A 12426-nucleotide genomic window follows, 5' to 3' on the forward strand; every position below is an offset into this window, starting at 1 on the left:
GGTGCCACAAGCTGGCAGAATCCGTACCCGTGTCTGCACGTGAAAAGCCCTCTTCCGGTCTCGTCGGTGCCGGACTGCTCATCGTCGACAAGGACGCGGGCATCACCAGCCACGACGTTGTGGCCCGTTGTCGGAAGCTGCTCGGCACGCGAAAGGTAGGGCACGCGGGCACTCTCGACCCGATGGCCACCGGTGTTCTGGTTCTTGGAGTGGAGCGGGCAACGAAGTTGCTCGGTCTTCTCGCGTTGACCACGAAGGCGTATACCGCCACGATTCGGTTGGGGCAGGCCACCACCACCGACGACGCCGAGGGTGAGATCGTCGCGGCCGCCGATGCCTCCGGCCTGACCGACGAGCAGATTGCCGCTCAGGTGGACGCCCAGACCGGGGACATCCGGCAGATCCCCTCGAGTGTCAGTGCCATAAAGGTAGACGGAAGACGAGCGCATGCGCTGATCCGAGCGGGCGAGGAGTTCGAACTCGACGCCCGTCCGGTCACGGTGTCGCGGTTCGACGTCGTCGCCAGGCGGACGCAGGGCACGTTCGTCGACCTCGACGTAGAGGTGGAATGCTCCTCCGGAACGTATATCCGGGCGCTCGCGCGTGATCTCGGCATCGCGCTGATCGGCGTCGGAGGACATCTCACCTCGCTGCGCCGAACCCGGGTGGGACCGTTCACGCTCGACCATGCGCGCACCCTTGAACGACTGGCCGAGGAGCCGGGGGTGAGCTTCGACATCGACGCCGCCGCGCAGACCGCGTTCCCGCACCGGCAGATCGACGCCGACGAGGCCGAATCGATCAGTCACGGCCGGTGGCTCGAACCCATCGGAATCGAGGGCGTCTACGCCGCCATCGACCCGAGCGGGCACACGATCGCACTGCTTCAGGAGCGCGGAAAGCGCGCCAGTTCCGTTATGGTGGTCCGGCCCGCGACCTTGAGATAGTCGCTCATACCAGCCAGATAGCCTGGGCTGCAGGGTTTCCGAGATCGATGGAATCCTCGTCGGCACCGAGCTGGATAGACGCGGTGCCCGCGTAGTCGCGCCGTTCCAACATCGTGACGGTGACGTCCAGCGCCACGCCGACCGAGTCGAAGTAGCGCAGCATCGCCGGGTCGGAGTCCGAGATTCGGGCGATGCGACCGCTCTCGCCGTTGGCGAAGTCGCTCAACTGGCGGGCTGGAGGAGCGGGCACCGAGCCGTCTACGGAAGGAATCGGGTCGCCGTGCGGGTCGCGCTCGGGATGACCGAGCTTGATATCCATCCGGGCGATCATGAGATCCGAGACGGCGTGCTCGAGCACCTCGGCCTCGTCGTGCACCTCGTCCCAGCCGTATCCGAGTTCCTGAACCAGGTACGACTCGATGAGACGGTGCCTGCGGACCATGCCGACAGCGGCGACTCGGCCCGCCTCGGTCAAGGCGATGGACCCGTAGCGGGCGTGATCGACAAGGCCCTGGTCGGACAGTTTCCGGATGGCCTCGGACACAGTGGATGCGGACACCCCGATCTTCTCGGACAGGAGTTTCGTGGACACCCGCTCCTGTGACCACTCCTGAACCGTCCAGATGACCTTGAGATAGTCCTGCGCCACTGCCGAGAGTGCCCCGGTCTCGGATGTGGAGCCCTCGGTCACGCGCTCATCATTCTTGTTCATCGCCACGCCCACGAGCTTAGGCAAGTCTTACTCCTGAGATACATCGGCACACCTGTTCCGTGACGCCAGGCCCGGCTCGGAGAGCGTGAACTGCGAGGTCGTGGCGCCTCCTCGACAAGCGACTCCGGCGCACACCCGGTCCGGGGATGGACATCAGCGTGCGGCACCGTAGGCTGCGAGTCGTGCTGAGATGGCGTGGTCTCGACGAGGTTCCTGCCGACTGGGGTCGTTGTGTACTCACGATCGGCGTATTTGACGGCGTGCACCGAGGTCACGCCCAACTGATCAGTCGAGCGGTGGCGGCTGCTCGACAACGTGGAATACCCAGCGTGCTCATGACTTTCGATCCTCACCCGATGGAAGTTGTTCGTCCGGGCAGTCATCCCGCCCAGCTCACGACCCTCGCCCGTCGCGCAGAGCTTGCGGAGGAATTGGGCATCGACGTCTTCTGCGTCATGCCGTTCACCGCCGAATTCATGAAGCTGACGCCGGAGCGCTATGCCCACGAGGTCCTGGTAGAGCGCCTGCACGTGGCCGAGGTCGTCGTCGGCGAGAACTTCACGTTCGGGAAGAAGGCCGCCGGGAACGTCGACCTCCTGCGTCAGATCGGTGACCGATTCGGGTTCGCGGTCGACGGCGTGACGCTAGTCGCCGAGCACGCAGTCACGTTCTCGTCCACCTACATTCGCTCATGCGTGGATGCCGGCGACATGAGTGCCGCGACGGAGGCGCTGGGCCGCCCACACCGGGTCGAGGGTGTCGTCGTCCACGGGGACGGGCGAGGTCGTCAGCTCGGTTATCCCACCGCCAACGTCGCGCCGCCCATGTTTGCCGCGATTCCCGCGGACGGCGTGTACGCGGCGTGGTTCACGGTGCTTGGGCATGGTGTCGATCTGGGGACAGTCACGTCCGGGGAGCGGTATATGGCCGCGGTTTCGGTCGGAACCAACCCCACGTTCTCTGGGCGCACTCGCACGGTCGAAGCATTCGTCCTCGATCGGGAAGCCGACCTGTACGGGCAGCATGTCGCCGTCGACCTCGTGGAGCGTCTGCGTGGCATGGAGAAGTTCGATTCCGTCGACGACCTCATCGTCGCGATGGGCAATGACGCGAAGCGCGCACGCGAGATCCTGACCACATCGGGTGACGTGGGGTAAAGCCGCTGCATTTCAGCTGGTAAAGTGGCTTGCTGGCGTGTGCTGCGGTTCGTGGTGGCCTCGCCGAGTTTCGACCCATGTGCGCGAACGTCATCACCAGGAGTGAACCAGTGGCACTGACCACCGAAGAGAAGAAGCAGGTTCTGAGCGAGTACGGCCTGCACGAGACCGACACCGGTTCGCCGGAGGCGCAGGTGGCCATGCTCACCAAGCGCATCGTCGATCTCACCGAACACCTCAAGATGCACAAGCACGACCACCACTCCCGCCGCGGCCTGCTGCTGCTGGTCGGACGTCGTCGTCGACTGCTCAAGTACGTCCAGAAGGTCGACATCGGGCGCTACCGCTCGCTGATCGAACGCCTCGGACTGCGTCGCTGAGTTCGAAGACACGGCGATTGTTCGATCGCCGATCACTCCGATAGCCGGCGAGGCCTTGCTTAGACTGGGCTTCGCTGGCTATCGGTGTAGAGCTGCCGAAGGCAGCGCTACCGTATGCACCTGAGAATGTGGTGTCGGTCTTCGGTAGTGGTTTTCCGGACACTGTCCGGGAGGCTTCGATCGACGGCCGCCTCCGCACAACGACATCCCGAGATATCGAGAGGGGGATGTTCCTCGAGTGCGCAGTTCTCGCCAGGAGGGTGAGAACGCCCGCGTGGGTACGGCGAAGACGAGAGGGAAGTGAAAAGAAGAGATGACAGAAAATTCCGCAGTAGAGGTCGATGAGGGCGTGTTCGAGTCCACCGCCGTGATCGACAACGGGTCCTTCGGTACCCGCACCATTCGATTCGAGACCGGGCGGATCGCCCAGCAGGCCGCCGGAGCCGTCGTCGCCTACCTCGACGACGAGACCATGATGCTGTCAGCGACGAGCGCCAGCAAGCACCCCAAGGAGCACTTCGACTTCTTCCCCCTGACGGTGGACGTCGAGGAGCGTATGTACGCAGCAGGCCGTATTCCCGGCTCGTTCTTCCGTCGTGAGGGCCGTCCCTCCACGGATGCCATCCTCACCTGCCGCCTGATCGACCGCCCGCTGCGCCCGACGTTCGTCGACGGTCTGCGCAACGAGATCCAGGTCGTCGTCACGGTGATGAGCCTGAACCCGCAGGACCTGTACGACGTGGTCGCCATCAACGCCGCGTCGGCTTCGACGCAGATCGCCGGACTGCCCTTCTCCGGACCCGTCGGTGGTGTGCGGGTCGCGCTCATCACGTCGGAGGAGAACAAGGCCGGTCAGTGGGTCGCATTCCCCACCGTCGATCAGCTCCAGAACGCCGTCTTCGACATGGTCGTCGCCGGTCGTATCGTTTCCGGCAGCGGTGACGACGCAGATGTTGCGATCATGATGGTCGAAGCCGAGGCCCCCGAAAATGTGATCTCCATGATCGAGGGTGGCGCCCAAGCCCCCACCGAAGCGATTGTGGCCGAAGGCCTCGAAGCCGCCAAGCCGTTCATCGCTCGTCTGTGCGCCGCACAGCAGCGTCTCGCGGACAAGGCGTCGAAGCCCACCGGCGAGTTCCCCGTCTTCCCGGCATACCAGGACGACGTCTTCGCAGCCGTCGAGGCCGCTGCTGCCGAGAAGCTGAGCGCAGCTCTGACGATCGCGGGCAAGCAGGAGCGCGACGAGAAGACCGACGAGGTCAAGGTCGAGGTCCTCGCGCAGGTCGCCCCGAACTTCGAGGGCCGCGAGAAGGAGATCGGCGCAGCGTTCCGCTCGCTGACCAAGAAGCTGGTGCGTCAGCGCATCCTCCGCGACCAGTTCCGCATCGACGGTCGCGGCATCACGGACATCCGCTCGCTCTCGGCCGAGGTTGCCCTCATTCCGCGCGCACACGGTTCGGCGCTGTTCGAGCGCGGCGAGACTCAGATCCTTGGTGTCACCACGCTCGACATGGTCAAGATGGCGCAGCAGATCGACTCGCTCGGCCCCGAGACCAGCAAGCGCTACATGCATCACTACAACTTCCCGCCGTATTCCACCGGTGAGACGGGCCGAGTCGGTTCGCCCAAGCGGCGTGAGATCGGTCACGGAGCACTGGCGGAGCGGGCGCTGATGCCCGTGCTGCCGAGCGTCGAGGAGTTCCCCTACGCCATCCGTCAGGTCTCGGAGGCTCTCAGCTCCAACGGATCCACCTCGATGGGCTCGGTGTGCGCGTCGACGCTCGCACTGCTCAACGCTGGTGTGCCGCTGAAGGCTCCGGTCGCCGGTATCGCAATGGGCCTGGTGTCCGATCAGGTCGACGGCGAGACCCGCTATGTCGCCCTGACCGACATCCTCGGCGCCGAAGACGCATTCGGCGACATGGACTTCAAGGTCGCGGGCACAAAGGACTTTGTCACCGCGCTGCAACTCGACACCAAGCTCGACGGAATTCCGTCGCAGGTCCTCGCCAGCGCGCTGTCGCAGGCCAAGGATGCTCGGGCGACGATCCTGGAGGTCATGGCCGAGGCCATCGACAGCCCGGACGAGATGAGCCCGTTCGCTCCGCGCGTGACGGCGATCAAGGTCCCGGTCGACAAGATCGGTGAGGTCATCGGCCCCAAGGGCAAGATGATCAACTCCATCACCGAGCAGACCGGCGCCAGCATCTCTATCGAAGATGACGGCACCGTGTTCGTCGGTGCGACGGACGGCCCGTCCGCGCAGGCTGCGATCGACATGATCAACGCCATCGCCAACCCGCAACTGCCGAAGGTCGGCGAGCGCTTCCTGGGCACGGTCGTCAAGACCACCGCCTTCGGTGCGTTCGTCTCGCTCCTTCCGGGCCGCGACGGATTGGTTCACATCTCGAAGTTGGGCAGCGGCAAGCGCATCGCCAAGGTCGAGGACGTCGTGAGCGTCGGCTCGAAGTTGCGCGTCGAGATCGCCGACATCGACAACCGCGGCAAGATCTCACTGATCCCTGTCGAAGAAGACGGTGCGGCTCCGGCTGAGCAGAGCGAAAAGGCGGCTGCCGAGAGTTAATCCTTCTCCCAGTCAGCATCCCGGCGGCCCCGCACTGTTCTCGTGCGGGGCCGCCGGTCTCTTTGGCCGTCCGCCGAGACGTACCATCGCCGCAGGCAAGTGCGTGCGTCCTCGACCGTCCCACCCAACTCATCGATGTTACATTCGATGGCGTGACTTCAGATGGTGTGTCGTGGCTTGTTCCGGTGGTGAGGCCCTATTCTGGCGCCGCGAACCCGTTGCGATACTCTGTGGCCCTGTAGCGTGCGTCGCGCTGGATCGGGGCCTTTTGGCTCGGACGGGGCCGGGGTAACAGTTCTGACGGAAGGTGTGCCCCGGTGACCCACAACGACCGGACCACCCGCCTCGGACAGGTAGATGTTCGGCGCAAAGCACGGCGTAGTCGGCTGGCCGGGTTGCGGGCGCCGGTAGCGACCCTTTCAGTGGCGCTGCTCGTCACAACCGGCGTCGGGTGGTGGGGACAGTCGAATCTTGCGAACGGGTTCGCCACCTCCAACGCGCTCGGCGCGGGCGCCCCTACCTCCACCGGAGGTTCGACGAATATTTTGTTGATGGGACTCGACTCGCGCAAGGACCAGCAGGGCAACGACCTGCCGCCACAAGTCCTCGACCAACTCCACGCCGGCGACAGCAGCGTCGGCGGCTACAACACAAATACCCTGATCCTCGTGCACGTACCCGGGGATGGCAGCAGTGCGACGGCGTTCTCGATTCCGCGCGACGACTACGTCGCGGTCAGCGGGATTCCGGGCAACGATCACGTCAAGATCAAAGAGGCGTACGGCCTGAAGAAGGCTGCTGTCGAAGAGGACCTGCGAGCCCAAGGTGTCACCGACAAGACCACCTTGGAGACCAGGGGCCGCGAGGCGGGCCGAGCCTCCACCCTGGCAACCGTTCGTAACCTTGTCGGCGTCCCGATCGACCGGTTCGCTGAGGTCAATTTGGCCGGCTTCTACGACCTCACCACGGCACTCGGTGGAGTGGACGTGTGCCTCAACCACGCGGTGCAGGATGACTTTTCCGGCGCCAACTTCCCCGCGGGGGACCAAAGGCTTGACGCGGCACAAGCATTGGCGTTTGTTCGGCAACGCCACGGTCTAGAGAATGGCGACCTCGATCGCACACGCCGCCAGCAGGCCTTCCTGGTGTCGGTGGTGCACGAGTTGGAGAAGTCGGGGACGTTCTCCAATATCGGCAAGCTCAAAGCCCTCGTTGAGGCGGCACAGACCAACATTGTGTTCTCCTCGGGCTGGAATCTCGTCGACTTCGCCCAGCAGGTCGGCAAGATCGCGGGGGATCTCGAATTCCAGACCCTGCCCGTGCTGCGGTACGACGTGATCGACGGACAGGACGTGAACATCGTCGACCCCGCCGAGATCAGGTCACTGGTACGCGCCGCCTTTGGCGACGAGGCGGCAACCCAGACATCAACCGCGAAACCATCGAGCACCGTCGACGTCCTGAACGCCGGTATCACAGACGGTCTCGCGAGCAAGGTGTCGTCGGCTCTCGGCGGCCTCGGGTACGCCCCCGGAGAGATCGGGAACGACGAGGACGGACCGAGCTTGATCTCCTCGATCTCGTATGGGGCCGGTGCTGAAGCCGACGCTGACGCCGTTGCTCAGCTGTTAGATCTGTCCGCGACCCCCGACGCGGACGTCTCGTCGGCACACATTCGAGTCGTTCTCGGATCCGACTTCACCATGCCGGACTCCTTCCAGCCGTCGTGGGGGAGGCAAGAGCTTGGGGCCGCTCAGAGCCCCCTCACATCGACACCCGACGCAGATGGTGTGGCGCCACCCGATCAAGGCAGCGTCTTCAGCGGAGACGGTGTGCCCTGCGTCAACTGACCGTGCGCGCCGTCGCCCATCGTGGCTACAAGTAGGGGCACGAGCACACTGTAGAGGCTGGTGAGCGACGGTCGGGTGCCACGTGTAAAGTTTTGCGTTCGAAGACTCCCAGCTTTCGAGGACTACTGAATCACTACATGGCCAAGACTGATCGCAATCGCGCTGCGTTGCTGACCCAAGCACCCAACCTGGCCGAACCGGACGCCGGAGTCAGGCGCACTGTGCTTCCCGGTGGGCTCCGGGTCGTCACCGAATTCGTCCCCGGCGTTCGATCCGCGTCCGTGGGTGTCTGGGTGGGCGTCGGCTCTCGCGACGAGCAACCGACGGTCGCGGGCGCCGCACATTTTCTCGAACACCTACTGTTCAAGGCCACCCCGTCGCGCACTGCCCTTGACATCGCACAGGTGATGGATGGTGTCGGCGGAGAACTCAATGCCTTCACGTCCAAGGAGCACACGTGTTTCTATGCGCACGTGCTCGATGACGACTTGGCCCTCGCCGTCGACCTGGTCAGCGACGTGGTCCTGCGGGGCCGTTGCCGGTCGTCCGACGTAGACGTGGAACGTCAGGTTGTCCTGGAAGAGATCGCGATGCGCGACGACGATCCGGAAGACCTGCTCGGCGACGCCTTCCTGACCGCGCTCTACGGTGACCACCCGGTGGGTCGTCCGGTGATCGGCAGCGTCGAGTCCATCGAGTCGATGACGAGAACGCAACTCCACTCCTTCCATGTGCGCCGCTACACGCCGCCGCGCATGGTGGTGGCCGTCGCAGGCAACGTGGAGCATGAACCAACGGTCGAGTTGGTGCGGCGTGCATTCGCCGGGCACATCGAGTCGGTGTCCGAACCTGTGCCGCGCCGCGCCGGAACGCTACGTCTGCGGACCGAGCCGACTCTCAGCTTGACCAATCGGGACAGCGAGCAGGTCCACCTCTCACTGGGGGTGCGCGCGTTCGGCCGGCACGAGTCGCACCGGTGGGCGCTGTCGGTGCTCAACGCCGCGGTCGGGGGCGGGCTCAGTTCCAGGCTTTTCCAGGAAGTTCGGGAGATCCGCGGTTTGGCATACTCGGTGTATTCGAGCATCGACACGTTTTCCGACACCGGTGCATTCTCCATCTACGCAGGGTGCCAGCCAGAGAACCTCGGGGAGGTCGCCGCGGTGATCCGCGAAGTACTGTCGAATGTCGCCTCCGAGGGCATCTCCGACGCAGAGTGCGCCCGCGCCAAGGGGTCGTTGCGGGGCGGTCTGGTTCTGGGACTGGAAGATTCGGGCTCCCGGATGCACCGCATCGGTCGGAGTGAACTGAACTACGGCAATCACCGCAGCATCACCGAGACCTTGGCCAAGATCGACGCGGTCACCACGGACGAGGTTCGCGACGTCGCGAGGGTGCTACTGCAACGTTCGTTCGGGGCCGCCGTGGTCGGACCGTATCGGCGCAAGCGAGACCTTCCGGCTTCGGTGCGGGGCATCGTCCGCTGACGAGTTCGCTGACCGAGGAGGAGAAGCCCGAGATGAAGATTCGTGGAGCGGTACTCGAGGAGATCGGCAGAGCGCGCCCCTTCTCCGAGTCAACACCCATTTCGATCGCAGAACTCGACCTCGAGGAACCCTGCGCGGGCGAGATCCTCGTCCGGATCGAGGCCGCCGGCCTGTGCCACTCGGACCTGTCTGTCGTCGACGGTAACCGGGTCCGGCCGGTACCGATGCTGCTCGGACACGAGGCGGCGGGGCGGATCGTGCAACTCGGCGCCGGTATCGACGACGTCGCGGTCGGTCAACGCGTGGTGATGACGTTCCTTCCGCGCTGCGGAGAGTGTGAAGGCTGCGCCACCGACGGCAGGAGGCCGTGCGTGCCCGGCAGCAAGGCCAACAATGATGGCACCCTGCTCGGTGGCGGATCACGACTGCGGCGCGGCGAAGATATTGTGCGCCATCATCTCGGCGTGTCCGGATTCGCGACGCACGCCGTTGTCAACAGACGGTCCGTCGTTCCCGTCGGCGACGACGTCCCGGCCGATGTGGCCGCGGTGCTCGGCTGCGCTGTTCTCACCGGCGGTGGCGCGGTACTCAACGAGGGAGATCCCGGACCAGGTCAGGCAGTCATGGTCATCGGACTCGGCGGCGTGGGAATGGCAGCGATCCTTACCGCGGTTTCACGCGGCGCAGGAGAGGTGATCGGCGTCGATGCCGTTCCCGAGAAACTCGAGACCGCACGGGAACTCGGTGCGACCTCGGTCTACACACCGGCCGAACTCGAACAGGCCGGGGTGCGGGCGCCCATCGTGATCGAGGCCGCAGGAAACGCCCGGGCATTCGAATCCGCGGTCCGCGCAACCGCTCCTGGTGGCAAGACGATCACAGTGGGATTGCCGGCGCCCGATGCGCGCTCGTCGATCTCGCCACTGACGTTGGTCGCCGAGGCTCGCACGATCATCGGTTGCTACCTCGGGTCTGCGGTTCCGTCGCGGGACATCCCGATCTACGAGGGACTCTGGCGCTCCGGAAAGCTTCCGGTGGAGAAACTCATCTCGTCACGTATTGCCCTCGACGACATCAACCAGGGCATGGACGAACTCGCCGACGGGAAGGCGATCCGTCAGATCATTACTTTCGACTGATCGCGCGCGACCGCTCCCGTGAGACGGACGGCTTGTGGGGCGGCACCCGGCATTGCGTAGGCTTTCGGACGAATCGTTGTGACTGGACGAATCGTTGTGACTGGACGGAGCGTGGAGAAGTGAGCGCAGCAGCACCCATTAGGGTCGGGGTTCTCGGGGCCAGGGGCAAGGTCGGCCGGGCGATCTGCGAGGCGGTGGAGCAGGCGCCCGATCTCGAACTCGTCGCCGCGGTGGACCACGGCGACCGGTTGGAGGCGTTCGTCGAGACCGGCACGCGGGTGGTCGTCGACTTCACCCATCCCGATGTGGTGATGGACAACCTGAAGTTCCTCGTCTCCAACGGTATTCATGCGGTGGTGGGCACCACTGGCTTCGATGACGCTCGACTGGACACGGTGCGGTCGTGGTTCGTGGACCGGACCGAGGTTGGTGTGCTGATCGCCCCCAACTTCGCGATCGGTGCGGTTCTCTCGATGCGCTTCGCGGAGTCGGCGGCACGGTTCTTCGACTCCGTCGAGGTCATCGAACTGCATCACCCGAACAAGGCGGACGCGCCGTCCGGCACGGCGTACCGCACCGCCGCGCTCATCTCTGAGGCGCGGCGCAAGGCCGGTGTGGGCCCCAGTCCCGATGCCACGACTACCGAACTGGATGGCGCGCGGGGCGCAGACGTGGGCGGGGTGCGCGTGCACTCGGTGCGACTGGCCGGACTTGTCGCCCACCAGGAGGTAATCCTTGGTACCCAGGGGGAGACCCTGACCATCCGGCACGATTCGATGGACCGCAACTCCTTCGCTCCCGGCGTCCTGCTCGGTGTGCGGGAGATCGGTTCCCGGCCGGGCCTCACCGTCGGTATCGACCCGCTTCTTGACCTGTGAAGGAAGACTCGACCAAGATCGTCTTCACGATCGGACTTTTGGTCGCGGCCCTGGCCTTCTATTTCGTCCTCCTCGGTCAACGCGGGATAGAACTGATCCAGGACGGAGGCGGCGCCGCGATCGGGCTCGGTATCGGCGTCCTGATCCTTCCGGTCCTGGGTGTATGGATCGTCTACGCCACGCTGCGTGCCGGATTCCAGCATCAGCATCTCTCCCGCCGGATCGCGGACGAGTCGCTGGAATTGGACGTCTCCGATCTGCCGAAGCGACCCTCCGGCCGCGTCGACCGCGACGCTGCAGACGCGTTGTTCCAACAGGTCAAGTTCGAATGGGAAGAAGACCCCGACAACTGGCGTCACTCGTACCGGCTCGCCCGCGCCTACGACTACGCCGGCGACCGCGGGCGCGCACGCGAGACGATGCGCAGAGCCGTCGAACTCGAGCGCGCCGAGCGCGAAGGCCGCGCGGGGAGTTGAACGCGGGCGTACGCTGATGTCCTCCAAACCGATGTCCTCCAAACCGATGTCCTCCAAACCGATGTTCACCAAGCTGATGGATTCCTGTTCGGGACACCAGCGAACTTTGGGAATATGTCAGGGGCGCTCGAGCACAATTAGGTCAACTAGCGGAATACTTGGATCAGATGCCACGACTGTTGATCGTTCACCACACTCCATCTCCATACACGCAGGAGATGTTCGAGGCGTTGCTCTCCGGCGCAACCGCTCCTGAGATCGAGGGCGTCGAGGTCGTGCGCCGACCGGCACTCACGGTCTCACCGGCCGACATGCTGGAGGCGGACGGCTACGTGCTCGGTACCCCGGCCAATCTCGGGTACATGAGCGGCGCACTGAAGCACGCGTTCGACATGTGCTACTACCCGTGCCTGGACTCGACGCGCGGGCGACCGTTCGGCCTGTATATCCACGGCAACGAGGGTACCGAGGGAGCCGCGAGGGGCGTCGATTCCATCACGACCGGGCTGGGTTGGGTGAAAGCCGCTGAGACCGTGGTGGTGTCGGGAAAACCGAGCACGGCCGACATCGAATCATGCTGGGAACTCGGCGCAACGGTCGCCGCACGACTGATGGGATGACGGTGCGGCAGAGACTCCCGCACTGTCCAGGCTCGGGTGCCGTTTCCCACCGATACGAGTTGCCACGCGCGACAACTTGTACGGGCCGATCGGTCTGCTCCAAATCGAGGCCCGCTTCCCGGCGTGGCTCGATGCAAACGGCGGTCCGGTGCTGCTCGCCGACCAGGATCGTGGACGAGGCACGAGCCGAATTCGAAGC

Annotated in this window: 11 protein-coding genes; 10 read left to right on the forward strand and 1 reads right to left on the reverse strand. The window is 64.8% G+C overall.

Going from position 1 to position 12426, the window contains the following annotated elements; all coding sequences use genetic code 11:
• The first annotated feature begins 29 nt into the window (after positions 1 to 29).
• Positions 30 to 947 carry a tRNA pseudouridine(55) synthase TruB gene (gene truB / locus RM2_RS04420; RefSeq protein WP_072687616.1) on the forward strand — a complete coding sequence of 306 codons (918 nt, stop codon included), beginning with the start codon at positions 30 to 32 and terminating at the stop codon, positions 945 to 947.
• Between the two features lie 4 nt (positions 948 to 951).
• Here truB and RM2_RS04425 read toward each other — a convergent pair whose 3' ends face one another.
• Entirely contained in the window at positions 952 to 1659 is a 708-nt protein-coding gene (locus RM2_RS04425) for a metal-dependent transcriptional regulator (RefSeq protein ID WP_072687739.1), read from the reverse strand.
• A gap of 182 nt (positions 1660 to 1841) precedes the next feature.
• Here RM2_RS04425 and RM2_RS04430 point away from each other — a divergent pair, with 182 nt between their 5' ends.
• The 9 genes from RM2_RS04430 (at position 1842) to RM2_RS04470 (ending at position 12227) form a co-directional block, all read left to right on the forward strand.
• Positions 1842 to 2816, forward strand: a complete 975-nt coding sequence (locus RM2_RS04430) for a bifunctional riboflavin kinase/FAD synthetase (protein ID WP_218017210.1) — start codon at positions 1842 to 1844, stop codon at positions 2814 to 2816.
• A 110-nt stretch (positions 2817 to 2926) separates the two neighbouring features.
• Positions 2927 to 3196 (forward strand): 30S ribosomal protein S15, encoded by a 270-nt coding sequence (gene rpsO, locus RM2_RS04435; RefSeq protein ID WP_072687740.1) that lies wholly within the window; start codon positions 2927 to 2929, stop codon positions 3194 to 3196.
• 313 nt (positions 3197 to 3509) lie between these two features.
• Positions 3510 to 5780, forward strand: a complete 2271-nt coding sequence (locus tag RM2_RS04440; protein WP_072687618.1) for a polyribonucleotide nucleotidyltransferase — start codon at positions 3510 to 3512, stop codon at positions 5778 to 5780.
• Between the two features lie 317 nt (positions 5781 to 6097).
• Positions 6098 to 7630, forward strand: coding sequence for an LCP family protein (locus tag RM2_RS04445; RefSeq protein WP_072687619.1), 1533 nt, complete (start codon positions 6098 to 6100; stop codon positions 7628 to 7630).
• A 137-nt stretch (positions 7631 to 7767) separates the two neighbouring features.
• Positions 7768 to 9114, forward strand: a complete 1347-nt coding sequence (locus tag RM2_RS04450) for a M16 family metallopeptidase (protein WP_072687620.1) — start codon at positions 7768 to 7770, stop codon at positions 9112 to 9114.
• 32 nt (positions 9115 to 9146) lie between these two features.
• Positions 9147 to 10253: an alcohol dehydrogenase catalytic domain-containing protein gene (locus RM2_RS04455; RefSeq protein ID WP_072687621.1), complete on the forward strand. Its 1107-nt coding sequence runs from the start codon at positions 9147 to 9149 to the stop codon at positions 10251 to 10253.
• 119 nt (positions 10254 to 10372) lie between these two features.
• Positions 10373 to 11131, forward strand: coding sequence for a 4-hydroxy-tetrahydrodipicolinate reductase (dapB, locus tag RM2_RS04460; protein WP_072687622.1), 759 nt, complete (start codon positions 10373 to 10375; stop codon positions 11129 to 11131).
• A complete protein-coding gene (locus tag RM2_RS04465; RefSeq protein WP_072687623.1) occupies positions 11128 to 11607 on the forward strand; it encodes a hypothetical protein in 480 nt (159 codons plus the stop codon). Before dapB ends, RM2_RS04465 begins: the two co-directional genes overlap by 4 nt.
• A gap of 167 nt (positions 11608 to 11774) precedes the next feature.
• On the forward strand, positions 11775 to 12227 hold the full coding sequence (locus tag RM2_RS04470; protein ID WP_072687624.1) for a flavodoxin family protein: 453 nt from the start codon (positions 11775 to 11777) through the stop codon (positions 12225 to 12227).
• Positions 12228 to 12426: the final 199 nt, after the last annotated feature.

It is taken from the genome of Rhodococcus marinonascens NBRC 14363 (assembly GCF_001894885.1).
Taxonomy (GTDB): domain Bacteria; phylum Actinomycetota; class Actinomycetes; order Mycobacteriales; family Mycobacteriaceae; genus Rhodococcus_F; species Rhodococcus_F marinonascens.